We start from the raw sequence: 17,956 nt of genomic DNA, 5'->3' as shown, positions 1-17,956 counted from the left end.
ATAGGCCGCGCCTATCACGATGCGGCGACCGGCCGGGACGAACACCCGGGACCCACCGGCCATGAGTCCGTGCCGCCGAGGCCGGCGGCACCAGCGATGCCAATGCCTTCCCCGCCGCACCGCAAGATCCGGGAAGGGCCCGGCACCGGGCGGTTCGTGCGCGGCAACAGGGCCGTGGCGCCGGCTACCGCCTGCGATCGGCCGGTGCCCATGCCGGCGCGACGGTGCCCGCCTTCCCTCCTGCGCACGGGCCAGCGGTCCGGGGCATCATCGGGCCATCACCCCGCGGGCGCGGCACCGCCGGGGGCTGCGGCCTCGGTGGATCGTCCGACCAGCCGCGCCAGTTCGGCCGCATCGAGCGTCTCCTTCTCCAGCAGCCGCCGGGCCGTGAGTTCGAGCACGTCGCGCCGCTCACGCAGCAGCGCGACGGTTCGCTCCAGAGCGCGATCGATGATGGTCCGGACCTCGGCGTCGATCGTGTTGGCCGTCGCCTCGCCGAAGTCGTGCCCGCGCGAACCCGACATCGCGTCGGGCCCCGCCAGGAAGCTCCGGGGGTCCCGGTCATAGGCCACGCTGCCGAGCTTTTCCGACATGCCGTAGCGCGCCACCATGCTGCGCGCGATCTCCGTGACGCGCTCGAGGTCATTCGCGGCGCCGGTCGAGTAGTGGTCGTAGACGACCAGTTCCGCGGCGCGGCCGCCGAGCATCACCATCATCTTGTTCTCCAGTTCCTCCCGCGTCATCAGGAAGCGGTCCTCGGTCGGAACCTGGATGGTGTAGCCGAGCGCGCCGATGCCGCGCGGGATGATCGAGACCTTGTGCACCGGGTCCATGCCCGGCAGGGCGAGCGCCACCAGCGCGTGGCCCATCTCGTGATAGGCGACGACCTCGCGCTCCTTGGGGTTGAGCAGCCGGTTGCGCTTCTCGAGGCCGGCGACGATGCGCTCCACCGCATTGCCGAAATCCTCCAGCGTCACCGCATCGGCGCCGCGCCGCGTCGCAAGCAGGGCGGCCTCGTTCACCAGGTTCGCGAGATCCGCGCCAGTGAAGCCGGGTGTCAGCGCCGCCACCTTGTCGGCATCCACGTCGGGCGCGAGCTTCACCTTGCGCATGTGGACGTTGAGGATGTCCACGCGGCCCTTCCGGTCCGGCCGGTCCACCAGGACCTGGCGGTCGAAGCGCCCGGCGCGCAGCAGGGCGGGATCGAGGATCTCCGGCCGGTTGGTCGCGGACAGGATCACCAGGCCGGAGCGGCTGTCGAAGCCGTCCATCTCGACCAGCAGCTGGTTCAGCGTCTGTTCCGCCTCCGAATGGCCGCCGCCATAGGACCCGGCGACGCCACGGGCGCGCCCGAGCGCGTCCAGCTCGTCGATGAAGATGATGGCTGGCGCCTTCTGCCGGGCCTGCTCGAACAGGTCGCGCACGCGCGCCGCACCGACGCCGACGAACATCTCCACGAATTCGGCGCCCGAGATCGAGAAGAACGGCACCTTGGCCTCGCCTGCCACCGCCTTGGCGAGCAGCGTCTTGCCGGTGCCGGGCGGGCCGACCAGCAGCACGCCCTTGGGCATCCGCCCGCCGAGGCGGCCGTAGCGGTCGGGCTCGCGCAGGAAGTCGACGACCTCCTGCAGTTCCGCCTTCGCCTCGTCCACGCCGGCGACATCGGCGAAGTTCACGCCGGTGTCGGCCTCGACATAGACCTTCGCCTTGCTCTTGCCGATCTGCATCAGGCCGCCCTGGCCACCCATGCGCCGGCTGATCCACAGCCAGGCGCCGACGAAGAGCAGCACCGGCACCACCCAGGAGAGCAGCATCGGCAGCAGGTTGCTTTCCACCTGGCCGGTGTAGCGGACCCCGTGGCGGCTCAGCTCCTCGGCGAATTCGGGCGGCTCGACGCGGGTCGTCGAGAAACGGATCTGGCCGCCGGGCAGCGGCTCCTTCAGCGTGCCCTGGAGGAAGCGATCGGAGACCCCGACCTCAACGACCTTGCCGTCGTTCAGGAGTTGCTGGAACTGGCTGTAGGGGATTGTCGCGACCGGCTGCGCGACATTCGTCATGACGTACTGCACGAGCAGCAGGCCGAACAGCGCGGCGATCCAGTACCAGGTATTGAACTTCGGATCGAATTTCTGCTGCTTCACGTCACGTCCTCCTGTCCGACCCTGCTCCGCCGTCCTTCGCCCCCCGCGCTCCGTCACCCGCGCCGGTGCCGCGCCGAGGCGAGGCGGGTGAGCAGCTTGCTCGCCTCCCGCAGCCAGAGGACGGAACTCGCCACCGCCGCGCAGGTCAGCCAATCGCCGGCGTCCAGCGCAACGGTCGAGAAAGCCTGCTGCAGAACAGGAAGATGGATGACGGCGGCCTGCAACACCAGCGAGATCCCGATCGCCAGCCACAGCCAGTGATTGGCGAACAGGCCGACGAATGCGCTCCGCTCGTCGGAACGCGCATTCAGCACGTTGAACAGCTGGAACAGCGTCAGCGTCGTGAAGGCCATGGTCTGCCCGTAGCGCAGGTCGCCCGAGCCCTCGATCAGGCCGCCCGGCAGCGAGGCATCCAGCACGAGGAGGGTTCCCGCCGCCATGATGACGCCCACGAAGAAGATGCCCGCCCACATGCGGCGCGTGATCACGCCTTCCCCGCGCGGCCGCGGCGGCCGGCTCATCGCTCCCGCGTCCGCCGGGTCGGCGCCGAGCGCGAGGGCCGGCGCGCCGTCCGTCACCAGGTTGATCCAGAGGATCTGCGTCGCGAGCAGCGGCAGCACCACGCCCCCGCCGGTGGGCGGGATCAGGCCGATGACATCCGCGAGCAGCACGCCGAAGAACATCGTCATCACCTCGCCGATGTTCGACGAGAGCAGATAGCGCAGGAACTTCCTGATGTTCGCGAAGATCGCGCGGCCTTCCTCGACGGCGGCGACGATGGTCGCGAAATTGTCGTCGGCCAGCACGATGTCGGCCGCCTCCTTCGAGACGTCGGTGCCGGTGATGCCCATGGCGATCCCGATATCGGCGGTCTTGAGCGCCGGCGCGTCGTTCACCCCGTCGCCGGTCATCGCCACCGTCGCGCCGCCGCGCTGCAGGGCGCGCACGATCCTGAGCTTGTGCTCGGGATTGACGCGCGCGAAGACCGACGCTTCCTGCACCACGCCGTCGAGCGTGTCGTCGGGCATCCGTTCCAACTCGGTGCCCGTGACGGCCCGCCCGGCGGAGTCGAAGCCGAGCTCGGCGGCGATGGCGGCCGCCGTGCGCGGATGGTCTCCGGTGATCATCACGGTGCGGATGCCGGCACCCTGCGCGCGCGTGACGGCGTGCTTCGCTTCCTCGCGCGGCGGATCGATCATGCCGATCAGCCCGAGGAAGACGAGGTCCCGCTCCACAGTCTCGTCGAGCTCGTCCCGATCGGCTGCACCCTTCGGCAGCGAACGGAAGGCGACGCCGAGGGTGCGCAAGGCCTGGCCGGCCAGTTCCTCATTGCTCTCCAGGATGGCGGCGCGGCGCGCGGCCGTCAGGGGCCGTGCCTGCTCGCCGACCAGTTCCTGCGTGCAACGCCCGAGCAGCACATCCGGCGCCCCCTTCGTGAAGGCGAGCAGGCGTTCATCCCGCTCGGCGTCGCTGTGCACCGTGCTCATCAGCTTGCGCTCGGAGGAGAAGGGCACCTCCGCAATGCGGACGAAGCGGGCGTCGAGGGCCTCCGCCTCCAGCCCGGCCTTGCGCGCGGCGACGATCAACGCGCCCTCGGTCGGATCGCCCTGCACCATCCAGCGCCCGTCGCGCTCCTGCAGCACGGCATTGTTGGCGCGGTCGGCAGCGGAGAGAGCGCGCACGAACTCGGCGCGGAGGCCGTCGTCGATCTCGCCGCCGCCGTCCCGCCGAACTTCGCCTTCGGGCAGGTAGCCGCTGCCGCCGAGGCTCACGCCGCCGCTGGCGGTGATGATCCGGCGCACCGTCATCTCGTTCTTCGTCAGAGTGCCCGTCTTGTCCGAGGCGATGACATCCGCCGAGCCGAGCGTCTCCACCGCCGCGAGGTGGCGAACGATGGCGTTCCGCCGCGCCATGCGCTGCACACCGATGGACAATACGGCCGTGACCACCGCCGGCAGGCCCTCCGGCACCGCCGCGACAGCGAGGGCGACGCCGAGGATGAGCACGTCGAAGACCGCGCGCGCGCCGTGCACATCCTCCACCAGCAGGATCGTCGCGACCATCATCACGGCGATGGCGACGACGATCTTCCCCAGCAGCCGCCCGACGCCGTCGAGTTCCTTCTGCAGCGGCGTGGTGTCCTGGGGCGCCGCCTTCAGCATCCCGGCGATGCGGCCCATCTCGGTCCGCATCCCGGTCGCGGTGATCACCGCGCGCCCATGCCCGTAGGTCGCCGCCGTGCCGCTGAAGACCATGTTGCCGCGGTCGCCGAGGCCCACCTCCTCCGCGATCGGGTCCGTGTCCTTCGCCACCGGCAGGCTCTCGCCGGTGAGCGCCGCCTCCGCCGCCTGAAGGGCGACCGACTGGATCACCCGCGCATCGGCGGGGATGGTGTCGCCCTCCTCGATCAGTATGACGTCGCCGGGCACGAGTTCGGCCGCGGGGATATTCTTCTGCTCCCCGTCCCGGACGACCTTGGCCTGCGCCGCCGACATGCGGCGCAGCGCCGCCACCGCCTGCGCCGCCCGCGCCTGCTGGGCGTAGCCCATGACCGCGTTGAGCAGCACGACGGCGAGGATGGCCATCGCCTCGTAAGGCAGGGCGCTGTCGCGCTCGATCAACCACAGTCCCGCCGAGATCAGGGCGGCGACGAGCAGCAGGATGACGAGAACGTCCTGGAACTGGGCGAGGAAGCGGCGCCAGGCGGGAACCGGCTTCTCGGCAGCCAGTTCGTTCCTGCCGTGCCGCTCCAGCCGCGTCCGCGCCTCCGCCTCGCTGAGCCCGTGCCGCGCATTCGTGCCGAGCGCGGCCAGGACCTCTGCGGCCGATTGCCGGGAAGGGAGTGCCCGGTCCCGCGGCGGGACATCATCGGTCATCGGGTTCGCCCGTTGCCATGCACTGCAACCTTATCCTGGATATCGGGCCCCGCTCCGGGAGGAGCGCCAGGAACCCGCCCGCGGCGTCCGTCGTCGATCGTTCCGGGGGAGCGGGCATAGAAGTATCGGCTTGATCCGACGGATGTTCGACCCGGGGGACACCCACCACGCCAGATCGAATATCCGACAGATCAGGTCGGTACTTCTACAGCACATGCGTGTCGGCGGAGCGGTTGAAGTCGGCCTCGATGATGCCGATGGCCTCGGCCACCCAGCGACGGTGCACCGCGTTACCCTGCCAGCACTGCTCCTTGGAGCGCCCCTTGTTCCGAACTCCCAAGACGGTCCGACCAGCTCCGCCCGCATCGATCGTCCGGATTGAGGGTTGCTGAACCGCGGCGACCGCCGCGGCGGTTCGGCGCAGTCTCATGCGTCCCTGCTTCAATCCGGATTGCCATGCCCCGAATCGCGTTCCAGAAGCGGCGCGACGATCTTCGCGTATTCGCGCAGATCGCGTTCCACCGCAGCGCGCGCCGCATCGGCATCGTGCGCATCCAGCGCCCGCAGAAGGTCTTCGTGCGGATGGCCGTTGGGCCAGTCGGGACGCGGCACGGTGAGCAACAGGTTGATCGTCGGGCCGGCCTGGGTCCACAGGTGTTCGACGACCTTTTGCAGCACCGGCATCCGGGCGATCGCGATCACGCCGAAATGGAAGCGTTCATTCTCTGCGAGGACGACCGGGGCATCCTTGGCGCGTCGCCCCTCCATCAGCCGATCATGGATGGCGCGCAGCGTCGCGATCTCCTCCGGCGTCGCCAGGAGTGCCGCACGTGCCGCGGCCCGTCCCTCCAGCTCGCCACGCAGGTCCATGATTTCCGCATAGCGGCCCGGTGAGAGGCGCGGCACCCAGGAAATCCCGCGGACATCCAGATCGAGCGCACCTTCGGAAACCAGCCGCAGCAGCGCCTCGCGCACCGGCGTCGGGCTCACGCCAAGCTCGGCGGCCAACTGGCGATGGACCAGCTTCTGCCCCGGCACGAGCCGCCCTCCCACCAGGGCGCCGCGCAGGCGCCCATAGACCTTCTCCGCAAGCGTCTCGTCGCGGTCCACCGGAGCAAGGGTCGTATCGGATGCCATCACCAAGCTTGTCCCGGGGGCAAGGTTGACCTGTCAAGCGTCATGATGTTTGCTATAGCAAATATCATTTCGAAATTGGAGACGCCCGAATGCCCGATGCCGCCCCCCCCGCCACTGCAACCGCAAATGCGACCGTCGCGCTCCGTCTCGCCGAGGCCTTCGCGCGGCACGGCGTGACCACGACCTTCGGGCAGAGCCTCCCTTCCGCCTTCCATCTCGCGGCGCCGCACGCCGGCATCAGCCAGACCGTGTACCGCCAGGAGAACATGGGCGGCACGATGGCCGACGGCTACGCCCGCATCTCCCGCAAGGTGGGCGTGGTGACGGCGCAGAACGGCCCGGCCGCGACGCTGCTGGTCCCGCCCCTCGCCGAGGCGCTGAAGGCCAGCATCCCGGTCATCGCGCTGGTGCAGGAAGTCACCCGCGATGCCGTGGACAAGAACGCGTTCCAGGAACTCGACCACATCAAGCTGTTCGAGGGCGTGGCCAAGTTCGTCCGCCGCATCGACCGCGCCGACCGGCTCGAGGACTACGTGGACATGGCGTTCACGGCCGCGACCTCCGGCCGTCCGGGCCCGGCCGTTCTGCTGCTGCCGGCCGACCTGCTGCTGGAGAAGGCCGCGGCCGCGTCGCAGCGCCGCGCCATGCTCGGCACCTTCCCGCTCGACCGGACGCTCGCCGACCCTGCCCGCATCGAGGAAGCGGCGGCGCTGCTCGCCAAGGCCGCGCGCCCGCTGATCATCGCCGGCGGCGGCGTGCACATCTCCGGCGCGGCGCAGGAACTCGCAGCGCTCCAGCAGGACGGCCACCTGCCCGTCGCCACCACTTTCATGGGCAAGGGCAGCGTCGATGAGACGCACCCGCTCTCGCTCGGCGTGGTCGGCAACACGATGGCCCGCGGCGCCCGCACGCACGACCTGAAGCCGATGGTGACGGAGGCCGACGTCGTCCTGCTCGTCGGCAACCGGACCAACCAGAACGGCACGGATTCCTGGACGCTCTATCCGCGCGGCGCGCGCTACATCCACATCGATCCGGATCCCTCGGAGATCGGCCGCAACTACGAGGCGCTGCGCCTGACGGGCGATGCCAAGCTGACCCTCGCCGCGCTGCGCGAGGCGGTGCTGAAGCATGACCTCTCGGCCCGCGCCGCCGCCCGCCCGAAGGTCGAGGCGCAGATCGCCAAGGCCGTCGAGGGCTGGCAGAAGCTCATCGCCGGCGTGACCACGCGCGACGGCGGCCCGGTGCGGCCGGAGCGCGTCGCGACCGAGATCGACAAGCGCCTGCCCGCCGACGGCATCATGGTCGCGGATGCGTCCTACTCGTCGAACTGGATCAACATCTACATGACGGCGAAGCGCGCCGGTCAGCGCTTCCTCAGCCCGCGCGGCCTCGCCGGCCTCGGCTGGGGCGTGCCGCTGGCGATCGGCGCGCAGGTCGCGGAGCCGGGCAAGCGCGTCGTCTGCCTGGTGGGCGATGGCGGCTTCGGCCATTCCTGGGCGGAACTCGAGACGCTGCGCCGCCTGCAGGTGCCGGTGACGGTGGTGGTGCTGAACAACGGCATCCTCGGCTTCCAGAAGCACGCCGAGGACGCGAAGTACGGCGACCACACCATCGCCTGCGACTTCGCCGAGGTCGACCACGCCGCGATCGCGCGCGCCTGCGGCATCGCCGGCGTGCGCGTCGAGCGCGGCGAGGATGTCGGCCCGGCGCTCGACGCAGCCTTCGCCTCCGGCAAGCCCACGCTGATCGAGGTCATGACCGACCCGAACGGCAAGCCGCCGCTGGGCATCTACGCCGCCCACTACCCGGAACCCTTCTGACCATGCTGGCCCTGCGCAAGACGCAGGCGGGGTTCGGGCTCGAGGCGCTGGACGTGCCCGAGCCCGGCGCCCCCGCGCCGGGAGAGGTCCAGGTCCGCATCGAGGCCGTGGGCATCTGCGGCAGCGACGTCCATGCCTATGAGTGGACGGACGGCTACGGCCACATGGTGCCGTACCTGCCGCTGACCATGGGCCATGAATTCGCCGGGCGCGTCGTCGCGGCCGGCGCCGGGGTCGCGGTGGCGGAAGGCACGCGCGTTGCCGTGCACCCGCGCGTGCAGCGCGGCGACGGAATGGCGGCCTGGCCGGGCGACCCACGTCTGCGCGGCGCGCGGCTCAGCCTCGGCCTCACCGCCGATGGCGGCTTCGCGCGCTTCGTCAACGTGTCCGCCGGCAATGTCCTGCCGCTGCCGGATGCGGTCGATGCGGAACTCGGCGCGCTGGTCGAACCGCTCGCCGTCGCGGCCGAGGCCGTGCTGGTGGGCGATGTCGGCATCGGCGACACCGTGCTCGTGCTCGGGCCGGGCACGATCGGCCAGGGGCTGGCATTGATGGCGCGCGCGGCCGGCGCCGGCCGCGTGATCATCGCCGGCCGTGCCGACCAGCCGCGCTACGCCGTGCTGCGCGATCTCGGCTTCACCGACATCGTCGATGTCGCCGAGGGCCCGCTGGCCGACCAGGTGCTGGCGGCCACGGGCGGCAAGCCGGTGGACGTCGTGCTGGAAGCGACCGGCCACCCGCCTTCGATCACCGATGCCCTGCCCACGCTGAAGCGCGAGGGCGTCCTGGTGGTCGCCGGCATCCACGCCGCGCCGCTCGCCTTGCCGCTGACCACCTTCGTGCGCAACCGGCACCAGCTCCGTGCCTCCCACGGTTCCGAGCACCGGACCTGGGAGCGCGTGATCTCCCTGCTTGCGCGCGACCCCGAGGCCTACCGGCCGATGATCACGCACCGCATGCCGCTCGAGCGCGGGCTGGAGGGCTTCGAGCTCGCCCGCCAGCGCGCGGCGAGCAAGGTGATCCTGATGCCCTGAGCCCGCCGGCGCCTCCCGAGGGGCGCCGGCCAGCCACCGGCAGGCGCGGTGGCGGCGGCACGCCGCGCGCCGTCCGCCGGGGCATGTGACGACGACAAGCAACCATGAACCGGGAGTGACGAATGATGCCCAGCACCGCTGACGAAACCAATGCATCCGCGCCTGCCAGGCTGACGCGCCGTGCCGCGCTTGGACTCGGCGGCGTTGCCCTCGCCGCTCCTGCGCTGGCGCAGCCGCGCTACCCGGATCGCCCGATCCGGCTCGTCTTTCCCTGGCCTTCGGGCGGGTCCGCCGATGCGCAGATCCGCGGCATGTGCGAGACGGCCAGCCGCGTGCTCGGCCAGCCCATCGTCATCGAGAGCCGCCCCGGCGTCGCCGGCACGCTCGGCCCGCAGCAGGTGGCGGCCCAGGCGCGGCCCGACGGCTACACGCTGACGGTGATGCACCACACGGTGATGCGCTGGCCCTTCATGACGCGCACGCCACGCTGGGATCCGGTGGCGGATTTCACGCATGTCATCGGCCTCGCCGGCTGGCTCTTCGGCACGGTGGTGAAGGCGGACAGCCGCTTCCGCTCCTGGCAGGACGTGGTCGATGCGGCGCGCGCCAATCCGGGCAAGCTGACCTTCGGAGCGACCGGCGCGGGTTCCTCCCCGCACCTCACGATGGTCGAGATCCAGGAGAAGCTCGGCATCGAACTGACCCATGTGCCTTATCGCGGCGGGGCGGAGGCGATGACGGCGACGCTCGGTGGCCATGTCGACATGGTCAGCGACAGCGCCGCCTGGGCACCCTTCGTCGATTCCGGCGAGATGCGCGCGCTGCACGTGTGGTCGCCGGAGCGCTCCCGCCGTTTCCCTTCGGTCCCGACGCTGAAGGATCTCGACATCGATCTCGTTTCCGTCGCGCCCTACGGGATCAGCGGGCCGAAGGGCATGGATCCGGCCATCGCCATGCGGCTGCACGACGCCTTCAAGGAAGGCCTGTTCGAAGCGTCGAACATCGCCATCCGCGAGCGCTTCGACCTGCAGCTCGCCTATTTCGACCCTGCCGGCTACACGCGCTATGTCACCGAGCAGACGGCGCGTGAGCGCGCCCTGGTGCAGCGGCTCGGCATCACCGTCGATGGCTGACCTGACGCCCCCCGCCCTGCTCCATTCCAAGGACACAGCCATGAGCAACGCAGATCGCGTCGCCCTCGTCACGGGCGCCGCACGCGGCCTTGGCGCCGCCATCGCGCGGCGCCTCGCCGCCGCCGGGCATCCGGTCGTCCTGGCCGACGTGCTTGACAGCGTCGATGCCACCGCGGCGGAGATCACGGCAGCCGGACACCAGGCGCGCGCGATCCGCCTCGATGTCGCCGACGAGCAGGCGATCGCCGCGCTGCCCGAGGTGCTCGGCAACTGGTGGGACCGCCTCGGCGTGCTGGTCAACAACGCTGGCATCTCACCCAAGGTGAACGGCCGCAAGCGCATGGTGGAAGAAATACCCACCGATGAATGGCGCCGCGTGATCGACGTGAACCTCAACGGGCCGTTCATGCTGTCGCGGCAGGCGATTCCTGTGCTGAAGAAGCGCGGCTGGGGACGCATCGTGATGATGACGAGCCAGGCGGCGCGCGTGCCGAGTACCATCACCGGCGCCTATTACGGCGCGTCCAAGACCGGGCTGATGGGCCTCGCGCGCAACCTCGCGGCGGAACTCGGGCCGTTCGGGATCACCGTGAACAGCGTCGCGCCGGGACGCATCAAGAGCGACATGGTGGCCGGCGCGGCGCCCGGGATGAACGAGGCGTTCCTCGCGCGCATTCCCCTCGGCCGCCTGGGTGAGCCCGAGGAGGTCGCGGAGCTGGTGCATTTCCTCGCCTCGGATGCGGCTTCCTACCTCACGGGGACGACGATCGACATCGGCGGCGGCAGCTACATGCCCTGAGCCGCCGCGCGCGACGGCCGCGCCAGGACGCAGCCCCCGGACCAGGGCCGGGCGTTGCGTCCTGGCAGGTCGGTGCGGCATTCCCGTGACGCACGGAACTTGATCGCCGACGGCTCTACCACGTGCAGGGCGCGCTACTGGCGGAACGAACGATAGAAATGGAGTATGAACCATGACGATCGCGATCAGGCGCAGGCATATCCCCGGATTGCTGGGCGGCATGCTGGTGGCAGGCACGTCCGCGGCCCGCGCGGAATGGCCGGAGCGTGAGATCCAGCTGGTCGTGAACTACGGGGCCGGCGGGAACACCGACGTTTCAGCACGCGCCTTCGCGCGCGGGCTTGAGCGGCAACTCTCCAGGCCGGTGGTGGTGTTCAACCGCCCCGGTGCCGAAGGCACGATCGGTCCGGCCTTCATCGCCACGCAGCGGCCCGACGGCTACACCATCGGCGTCGTCACCTACTCGACCGTCGCCATCCAGCCGCATGTGCGGGATGTGCCCTACACGATCGACAGCTTCGACTTCATCGCCGGCTACGGGCGCTTCCGCTATGGCGTCACGGTGCGCGCGGATTCGCCGTATCGGACGCTCGACGACCTGGTGCGCGCCGCGAAGGCGGGCAACGGCCTGTTCGTCGGGGCTCCCTCCGCGCCGAACAATCTCGCGATGTTCGAACTGGGGCGCGTCACCGGCGCGAAGTTCGAGCAGGTCCAGTATCGCTCGGGTGCGGAAACGGTCGCGGCGCTGCTCGGCAGGCATGTGGACGTGATCGTGCAGAACCCGTCCGACGTGGTGTCGCAGATCCGCGCGGGGCAGCTCCGCTTCCTCGCCTCGGCCAGCCCGATGCGCTGGCCGGAGTTCCCCGAGGTCCCGACCATGCGGGAGGCGGGTTACGATGTGGAGATCGATTCCTGGCTCGGCGTTGCCGCCCCCCGGGGCACGCCGCGTCCGATCATCGAAAGGCTCGAGGCGGCGGCGCTCGCCGCGTTGCGGGACCCTGCCGTGGCCGAGCAGATCGGTGCGACCGGGGTCGATCCGCAGGCGCTGCCGGGCGCCGAATACGCGGCGCTGCTGCGTCGAGGAGCAGAAACCATGGGACCGATCCTGCAGCGGGCCGGGATGGCGAAGTGAATGTGGGTCGGCCTGGAAAAGGGCTCTGACTCACTCTCGGTGCGGTTCCTCCGGCCGTGCTACGCGGCCGCGAGGAGCCGCGCGCGGCCGTGGATCCGGCGCTTGACCAGCTTCAGCTTGCTGATCTGACCCTCGGTCTGGCCGTTGGACCATGCATCGGCCAGCCGACCAACCGCACGCTCACGAGGAGAGTGATCGCGGGCCGCGGCACGACTCTTCCCCCCTCGCCTGATTGCGGCGCTACGCATCCTTGCAGGTCACGCTGTCGCGTGAGCGACCACGACCGGTGCCCGTGACCGGCGCAGTGCAGCGGCAATCCGCCGATGCGCCCGCGGCAGCCTTCCACACCAGCAGCCGCGCAAAGACGCAGGCCAGCTCATCACCTTTGGCGCAGGCGGCAAGCGGACCCATGCCGCCGGAGCATCGTCGTCGGCGCAGGCTGTTCGGGCGATACGGCGAGAGGCGCCGTGCCGCGCCGCCGGCACCGCTTAATCTGGTATTGACGATACCAATTTAACGCGTAAGCATGGTTCTGGGCGTGGACGTTCATGCTCACGCCCGGCGTGAAACTGCCGTTCGACCGGCAGCTTCCCGACCCGATGCCTTCGTGAGTCGCAAGTGAGGATGCACCAATGATCGCATCGCTCAGCATGCCCGAGCGCCAGAGCGGCCTGATCCTCGCGATCGGTCTCGCGGTGCTGGGCCTCGCCATGCTGGGGGCCGCCAAGGAAGGCCCGATGGCGGTGCACGGCGCGATGGCGATGGTGCTCGGCATCCTGCTCGCCTTCGCACTCGCGGGGGCATTGTTCGAGCCGGATGCGCCCGCCGGGCGGACGGCCCTCTATTACGACGAACCCACGCGCTTCGGGATCGCGATGACCCTCGTCTGGGCCCTGATCGGGATGAGCATCGGCGTATGGGTCGCGGCCCTGCTCTACTGGCCGGAAGCGACGCCGCTCTGGCCCGCCACCAGCTTCGGCCGGCTGCGCCCGGTGCACACCACCGGCGTGATCTTCGGCTTCGGCGGCAATGCGCTGATCGCGACATCGCTGCATGTCCTGCAGCGCACCTCGCGCGCGCGCCTGGCGGATTCGGTCACGCCGTGGTTCGTGCTGATCGGCTACAACCTGTTCTGCGCCTGGGCGGTGACGGGCTACCTGATGGGCAGCACGCAGTCCAAGGAATACGCCGAGGCCGAATGGTACGCCGACCTCTGGCTGGTGGTGGTCTGGGTCGCCTATTTCGCGCTCTACCTGCGCACGCTGGCGCGCCGCAACGAACCGCACATCTACGTCGCGAACTGGTACTACCTGGCCTTCATCCTGGTGGTGGCGATGCTGCACATCGTCAACAACATCGCCCTGCCGGTCAGCCTTGCAGGATCGAGAAGCTTCACCGTCTGGGCCGGCATCCAGGACGCCATGGTGCAGTGGTGGTACGGGCACAACGCGGTGGCGTTCTTCCTGACCGCCGGCTTTCTCGGGATGCTCTACTACTTCCTCCCGGTGCGCGCGGAACGGCCGATCTGGTCCTACCGGCTGTCCATCGTCAGCTTCTGGGGCATCGTCTTCTTCTACATCTGGGTCGGCTCGCACCACCTGCACTATACCGCGCTGCCCTACTGGGTGCAGACGCTGGGGATGACGTTCTCCGTCATGCTGCTCGTCCCCTCCTGGGCGTCGGCGGGCAATGCGATCGCCACCCTGAACGGCGCCTGGCACAAGGTGCGCGACGACGCGACGCTGCGCTTCATGTTCGTCGCGGCGGTGTTCTACGGGCTTTCGACCTTCGAGGGGTCGTTCCTCGCCATCCGCCCGGTCAACTCGCTTTCCCACTACACGGACTGGACCGTGGGTCACGTGCATTCCGGCACGCTGGGCTGGGTGGCGATGATCATCTTCGGCGCGCTCTACACGCTGGTGCCGCAGTTGTCGGGACGCAGGACGATGGCCTGGCCGAAGGCGATCGAATGGCACTTCTGGCTCTCGGTGACGGGCACGCTGATCTACGTCGTCGCGATGTGGAACGCCGGCATCACCCAGGGCCTGATGTGGCGGACCTACGGCGCCAATGGCGGGCTTGCCTACAGCTTCCTGGAATCGGTGATGGCGATGGCGCCCTACTACCTGCTGCGCACGGTGGGCGGCGCGCTGTTCCTCGCCGGTGCCGCCATCTGCGCGCTGAACGTCCGCGCGACGATGCTTGCGGCCCCCGCGGCCGCCGGCGCGACGGACCGCCCGCTTCTGCCCCAGGCCGCGGAGTAGGCCGATGCTGCGGCTGCACTACAATCTTGAACGCGTCTCGATGGGACTGGTCGCGGCCATCATCGTCGCGGCCTCGATCGGCGGCCTGGTCGAGATCGCCCCGCTGTTCACCATCGACGAGACGCTCGAAGCGCCCGCCGACCTGCGCCCGCACACGCCGCTCGAACTCGCCGGGCGGGAGATCTACATCCGCGAAGGCTGCTACGCCTGCCACAGCCAGATGGTGCGCACCCTCGCCGACGAGATCGATCGCTACGGCCCCTACTCCCTCGCCGCGGAATCCGCCTACGACCATCCGATGCTCTGGGGGTCGAAGCGCACCGGCCCGGACCTCGCGCGGATCGGGGAGAAGTACTCCGATGCCTGGCATGCCGCGCACCTGGTGAACCCGCGCGCTGTCGTGCCTGCCTCGATCATGCCGGCCTACCCTTGGCTCGCGGCCACACCGCTCGAGACATCGTCCCTGTCCGCGCAGATGGCGACGCTCGCGCGCCTCGGCGTGCCCTATTCGCGGGAGAGGATCGCCAACGCCGCGCAGGACGCGCTGGCGCAGGCGCGCCCCGACAGTGCGGGCGCGACGGGCGTCGCGGAACGCTACGGCGCGCGCGTGGCGGTCCGCCCCTTCGGCGGCGACCCGACGCGCCTGACCGAAATGGATGCGGTGGTGGCGTATCTGCAATCCCTCGGCCGGCTGACGACGGCAGCCCACGATCCGCATTAGGCAGAGGAGGCTCGCGTGACCCACGACATGCTGGTGTTCATCGCCAAGACCTTCGGCCTGCTGTGGATGATGGGTTTCTTCGCCATCGTCGTGGTGCTGGCCTATAGGCCGAGCCGCAAGGCCGCCCATGAGCGGGCGGCGCGTTCGATCCTCGCCGACAGCGGCGTGCCGGGCGGCAGCCCATGAGCGCGGAGAAGCATCACGACGCGGAGATCGATCCCGTCACCGGCTACGAGACGACAGGCCATGACTGGAACGGCATCCGGGAGCTCAATACGCCGTTCCCGCGTATCGTCATCTGGGCGCTGGCGCTGACGTTCCTGTATTCCGTCATCGCCTGGGTGCTGCTGCCGGCCTGGCCGATCGGACGCGATTACACGCGCGGGGTCCTCGGTCTAGATCAGCGACAGGTCGCCATGCAGGGGTTCGCGGCGCTGGAGAAGGCCCGCGACGATTGGATGGCAGGTTTCGCCGCGGGCGACCTCGATGCGCTCGCAGCCGACCCGGCATTGATGGCGCGCGCCATGCCCGCGGCGCGGCGGCTCTTCGCCGACAATTGCGCCGCCTGTCACGGGACCCGCGCCACGGGCGGTCCCGGCTTCCCCGACCTGACCGATGCCGACTGGCTTTGGGGCGGCTCGCCTGCCGCCATCGTCGAGACGCTGCGCGTCGGCATCAACAGCGGACATCCCGACACCCGCGTCTCCCAGATGCCGGCTTTCGGGCGCGACGGCCTTCTGCCGCGCGAGGTGGTGCAGGCCGTGGCCGATTATGTGCTCGCCCTCCCGGGCGGCGCAGCCGGACAGCACCACGCCGGGGCGCAGGCCTTCGCCGAGAACTGCGTCGCCTGCCACGGCGAGACCGGCAGCGGAGGCCTCGGGACCGGCGCGCCCGCGCTCGCCGGCGGCCGCTGGATCTATGGCGGCGACAGGGCGACGGTCCTCGCCACGATCCATGGCGGCCGGCAGGGGGTGATGCCGTCCTGGGCCGATCGGCTGAGCGCGGCCGAGATCAACCTCCTCGCGGTCTATGTCTCCCGACTCGGCGCAAACGGCCAACGCGCGGAGGCCCCATGATCGGACCGCGCGCGCAGAAGCGGCTCGCCATCCTGACCGCGGTGATCGTCGTCGGCGGGTTCCTCGCGGCGAACATCCATCTCGTGACGGTGGCCTTCACCTCGATGTCCGACTGCGTGCAGCCGGCGCCCGGCAAGCCGCCGGCGCGCCCGGCCTGCTGAAGGGAGGCCCGATGCTGAGACCGCTGCCCGCCCTCAATCCACCCCGCCGCCGCCCCGCGGCCTTCGCGCGCCACCTGCCGGCACATGCGGCGTTCGGCTGGCTCGCGGCAGGATGGGCGGATTATCGGGCGGCGCCGGGACCGAGCCTGGCCTACGGGCTGTTCCTGCTGTCGCTGTCGCTCATCGTGCTGGCCGCGCTCCGTGCGGCCGGGCTGCTCTACCTGGCCCTGCCGGCGATTGCCGGCTTCCTGATCGTGGGGCCGTTCCTGGCGCTCGGGCTCTATGCGAAGAGCCGCGCCCGCATGGAGAGCCGCGACCTCAGCCTGCGCGGCATGGTCCTGGTTCGCCCGGCATCCGGCGCGCAGGTCGCCTATGCGGGGTTGATGCTCGGACTTCTGGTGGTGTTCTGGCTGCGCGCGGCGGACCTTCTCTATGCGCTGTTCTTCGGACTCGCGCCGTTCCCGGGGGCTGCGGAGGCGCTCGGAAACGTTCTGACCACACCGCTGGGCTGGGCGCTGATCGGCGTCGGCAGCGCGGTGGGCGGGCTCTTCGCCTCCTTCGCTTTCGCCACAAGCCTGTTCTCGATCCCGATGCTGCTGGCCGGGCGGCGGGATGCGCTGACTGCGATGGGCATGAGCTTCGCGATGACGGTCCAGAACCTGAGACCCGTGCTCGTCTGGGGAGTGATCATCGTCGCGGGCCTGGCGCTATCGGCCGCGACGGGACTGCTCGGGCTCGTCATCGTGTTCCCCGTGCTCGGCTACGGCACCTGGCATGCCTGGTGCGCGATCGGCGCCGAGGATGCCCGGCGGTGATCCCGTTCATCCTCATCCCTCTGTCGATCGGCATGGGGCTCATCGGGCTCGGCGCCTTCTTCTGGGCGCTGGAACACGGCCAGTTCAACGATCCTGAAGGCGCCGCATCGCGGATCCTGTTCACCGATGCGTGCATCGAACCCAACCCCCACCGGAAAGGACACCGCCATGGACAATTGGTTGCCGACGCTCACCACGGCGACGCCGACTGAGGGCTTCGAACTCGCGATCAAGCTCTCCCGCATGGCCATCAAATCCACGCAGCCGGACGCCGCCGTGCGCGACCGCCTGCGACCGGACTACGCCGAGGATGCGGATTCCCTGATTGCCGTCTCGCAGGTCGTGGCCACGAATTTCGCGACCATCGCGGCGGCCAACGACCATTGGCGGGGGTCAAGGTGAGCGCCGTGCATGTCGACGGCGAGGCCTTCGTCGTCGATGCCGAGGATCTCGCCCGCGCCTTCCATGTGAACACGGCCGAGGTCTTCCGAAGTCTGCGGGAGGGCATCCTCACGAGCCGTTGCGAAAAGGGGATCGACGAGCATGAGGGGCGCCACCGCCTGATCTTCTCCCACCACGGGCGCGTGCTGCGACTGACGGTGGATGGCGAAGGCAGGATCCTCTCCCGCGTGGTGATTGCACGGCCACCAGGGCGCGAGCCAGGAACCTGACCCTTGCCGTCATGCGCGGTCGCGTCGCGCATGACGTGCACCCGGCAGCGCTGTGCGATGGCGTGCAGCACGCGCCGCACGGCCGCCTTCAGCCCCTCATGGGCGTCGGCGATGACGAGTTGCACGCCGCGCAGGCCGTGCAGGGCGAATGATCCGAAAGGAGCGCCGCCGCG

At 69.9% G+C, this 17,956-nt stretch carries 18 protein-coding genes and 1 pseudogene; 14 read left to right on the top strand and 5 right to left on the bottom strand.

What is annotated here, in order from left to right:
- Positions 1-278: 278 nt before the first annotated feature.
- From ftsH to GXW76_RS10585, 4 genes are all read right to left on the bottom strand, one after another.
- Positions 279-2,141, bottom strand: coding sequence for an ATP-dependent zinc metalloprotease FtsH (gene ftsH / locus GXW76_RS10595; protein ID WP_338150935.1), 1,863 nt, complete (start codon positions 2,139-2,141; stop codon positions 279-281).
- Between the two features lie 53 nt (positions 2,142-2,194).
- Positions 2,195-5,017, bottom strand: a complete 2,823-nt coding sequence (locus tag GXW76_RS10590) for a cation-translocating P-type ATPase (protein WP_211861983.1) — start codon at positions 5,015-5,017, stop codon at positions 2,195-2,197.
- Positions 5,018-5,222: 205 nt separating this feature from the next.
- Complete coding sequence (locus GXW76_RS25980; protein WP_272876048.1) at positions 5,223-5,357, bottom strand: hypothetical protein; 135 nt, start codon at positions 5,355-5,357, stop codon at positions 5,223-5,225.
- Between the two features lie 101 nt (positions 5,358-5,458).
- On the bottom strand, positions 5,459-6,127 hold the full coding sequence (locus GXW76_RS10585) for a GntR family transcriptional regulator (protein ID WP_211861982.1): 669 nt from the start codon (positions 6,125-6,127) through the stop codon (positions 5,459-5,461).
- Positions 6,128-6,243: 116 nt separating this feature from the next.
- Between GXW76_RS10585 and GXW76_RS10580 the strand changes: the two genes are divergently transcribed.
- The 14 genes from GXW76_RS10580 (at position 6,244) to GXW76_RS10515 (ending at position 17,783) form a co-directional block, all read left to right on the top strand.
- Complete coding sequence (locus tag GXW76_RS10580; RefSeq protein WP_211861981.1) at positions 6,244-7,977, top strand: acetolactate synthase catalytic subunit; 1,734 nt, start codon at positions 6,244-6,246, stop codon at positions 7,975-7,977.
- Positions 7,978-7,979: 2 nt separating this feature from the next.
- Positions 7,980-9,011, top strand: coding sequence for a zinc-dependent alcohol dehydrogenase (locus GXW76_RS10575; protein ID WP_211861980.1), 1,032 nt, complete (start codon positions 7,980-7,982; stop codon positions 9,009-9,011).
- 122 nt (positions 9,012-9,133) lie between these two features.
- Positions 9,134-10,144, top strand: a complete 1,011-nt coding sequence (locus GXW76_RS10570; RefSeq protein ID WP_246514099.1) for a tripartite tricarboxylate transporter substrate binding protein — start codon at positions 9,134-9,136, stop codon at positions 10,142-10,144.
- Positions 10,145-10,184: 40 nt separating this feature from the next.
- Positions 10,185-10,943 (top strand): SDR family NAD(P)-dependent oxidoreductase, encoded by a 759-nt coding sequence (locus GXW76_RS10565; RefSeq protein ID WP_211861979.1) that lies wholly within the window; start codon positions 10,185-10,187, stop codon positions 10,941-10,943.
- A 172-nt stretch (positions 10,944-11,115) separates the two neighbouring features.
- Complete coding sequence (locus tag GXW76_RS10560; protein ID WP_211861978.1) at positions 11,116-12,075, top strand: Bug family tripartite tricarboxylate transporter substrate binding protein; 960 nt, start codon at positions 11,116-11,118, stop codon at positions 12,073-12,075.
- 632 nt (positions 12,076-12,707) lie between these two features.
- Positions 12,708-14,339, top strand: a complete 1,632-nt coding sequence (ccoN, locus tag GXW76_RS10555) for a cytochrome-c oxidase, cbb3-type subunit I (protein ID WP_246514098.1) — start codon at positions 12,708-12,710, stop codon at positions 14,337-14,339.
- 4 nt (positions 14,340-14,343) lie between these two features.
- Positions 14,344-15,060 (top strand): cytochrome-c oxidase, cbb3-type subunit II, encoded by a 717-nt coding sequence (ccoO, locus tag GXW76_RS10550; RefSeq protein WP_211861977.1) that lies wholly within the window; start codon positions 14,344-14,346, stop codon positions 15,058-15,060.
- Between the two features lie 15 nt (positions 15,061-15,075).
- Entirely contained in the window at positions 15,076-15,246 is a 171-nt protein-coding gene (locus GXW76_RS10545; RefSeq protein WP_211861976.1) for a CcoQ/FixQ family Cbb3-type cytochrome c oxidase assembly chaperone, read from the top strand.
- Positions 15,243-16,136, top strand: coding sequence for a cytochrome-c oxidase, cbb3-type subunit III (gene ccoP, locus GXW76_RS10540; RefSeq protein WP_211861975.1), 894 nt, complete (start codon positions 15,243-15,245; stop codon positions 16,134-16,136). The genes GXW76_RS10545 and ccoP overlap by 4 nt, the downstream gene beginning before the upstream one ends.
- Complete coding sequence (locus GXW76_RS10535) at positions 16,133-16,297, top strand: hypothetical protein (RefSeq protein ID WP_211861974.1); 165 nt, start codon at positions 16,133-16,135, stop codon at positions 16,295-16,297. Before ccoP ends, GXW76_RS10535 begins: the two co-directional genes overlap by 4 nt.
- An 11-nt stretch (positions 16,298-16,308) precedes the next feature.
- The gene (locus tag GXW76_RS10530) at positions 16,309-17,112 is read left to right on the top strand and encodes a DUF2189 domain-containing protein (RefSeq protein WP_211861973.1); all 804 of its coding nucleotides are present in this window, start codon (positions 16,309-16,311) and stop codon (positions 17,110-17,112) included.
- Positions 17,109-17,324: a cbb3-type cytochrome oxidase assembly protein CcoS gene (gene ccoS / locus GXW76_RS10525; protein WP_338150934.1), complete on the top strand. Its 216-nt coding sequence runs from the start codon at positions 17,109-17,111 to the stop codon at positions 17,322-17,324. The genes GXW76_RS10530 and ccoS overlap by 4 nt, the downstream gene beginning before the upstream one ends.
- The gene (locus GXW76_RS10520) at positions 17,281-17,514 is read left to right on the top strand and encodes a hexameric tyrosine-coordinated heme protein (RefSeq protein ID WP_246514097.1); all 234 of its coding nucleotides are present in this window, start codon (positions 17,281-17,283) and stop codon (positions 17,512-17,514) included. The genes ccoS and GXW76_RS10520 overlap by 44 nt, the downstream gene beginning before the upstream one ends.
- A 5-nt stretch (positions 17,515-17,519) precedes the next feature.
- Positions 17,520-17,783, top strand: a complete 264-nt coding sequence (locus tag GXW76_RS10515; RefSeq protein ID WP_211861971.1) for a DUF6522 family protein — start codon at positions 17,520-17,522, stop codon at positions 17,781-17,783.
- A 2-nt stretch (positions 17,784-17,785) separates the two neighbouring features.
- Here GXW76_RS10515 and GXW76_RS10510 read toward each other — a convergent pair.
- A pseudogene (locus tag GXW76_RS10510) lies at positions 17,786-17,935 on the bottom strand (transposase); the annotation flags it as partial.
- Positions 17,936-17,956 lie beyond the last annotated feature (21 nt).

It is taken from the genome of Neoroseomonas soli (assembly GCF_018129065.1).
Lineage (GTDB): Bacteria > Pseudomonadota > Alphaproteobacteria > Acetobacterales > Acetobacteraceae > Neoroseomonas > Neoroseomonas soli.
The sequence above is the reverse complement of the archived record's forward strand: the minus strand, read 5'-3'. Positions and strand labels throughout refer to the sequence as shown.

What these genes read in the sequence shown, in the direction of transcription:
- GXW76_RS10535 (WP_211861974.1), top strand. Translation starts at nt 16,133, where the DNA reads ATGATCGGACCGCGCGCGCAGAAGCGGCTCGCCATCCTGACCGCGGTG.
- GXW76_RS10530 (WP_211861973.1), top strand. Translation starts at nt 16,309, where the DNA reads ATGCTGAGACCGCTGCCCGCCCTCAATCCACCCCGCCGCCGCCCCGCG.
- GXW76_RS10560 (WP_211861978.1), top strand. Translation starts at nt 11,116, where the DNA reads ATGACGATCGCGATCAGGCGCAGGCATATCCCCGGATTGCTGGGCGGC.
- GXW76_RS10575 (WP_211861980.1), top strand. Translation starts at nt 7,980, where the DNA reads ATGCTGGCCCTGCGCAAGACGCAGGCGGGGTTCGGGCTCGAGGCGCTG.
- GXW76_RS10590 (WP_211861983.1), bottom strand. Translation starts at nt 5,017, where the DNA reads ATGACCGATGATGTCCCGCCGCGGGACCGGGCACTCCCTTCCCGGCAA.
- ccoN (WP_246514098.1), top strand. Translation starts at nt 12,708, where the DNA reads ATGATCGCATCGCTCAGCATGCCCGAGCGCCAGAGCGGCCTGATCCTC.
- GXW76_RS10570 (WP_246514099.1), top strand. Translation starts at nt 9,134, where the DNA reads ATGATGCCCAGCACCGCTGACGAAACCAATGCATCCGCGCCTGCCAGG.
- GXW76_RS10520 (WP_246514097.1), top strand. Translation starts at nt 17,281, where the DNA reads ATGGACAATTGGTTGCCGACGCTCACCACGGCGACGCCGACTGAGGGC.
- GXW76_RS10580 (WP_211861981.1), top strand. Translation starts at nt 6,244, where the DNA reads ATGCCCGATGCCGCCCCCCCCGCCACTGCAACCGCAAATGCGACCGTC.
- GXW76_RS10565 (WP_211861979.1), top strand. Translation starts at nt 10,185, where the DNA reads ATGAGCAACGCAGATCGCGTCGCCCTCGTCACGGGCGCCGCACGCGGC.
- ccoP (WP_211861975.1), top strand. Translation starts at nt 15,243, where the DNA reads ATGAGCGCGGAGAAGCATCACGACGCGGAGATCGATCCCGTCACCGGC.
- ccoO (WP_211861977.1), top strand. Translation starts at nt 14,344, where the DNA reads ATGCTGCGGCTGCACTACAATCTTGAACGCGTCTCGATGGGACTGGTC.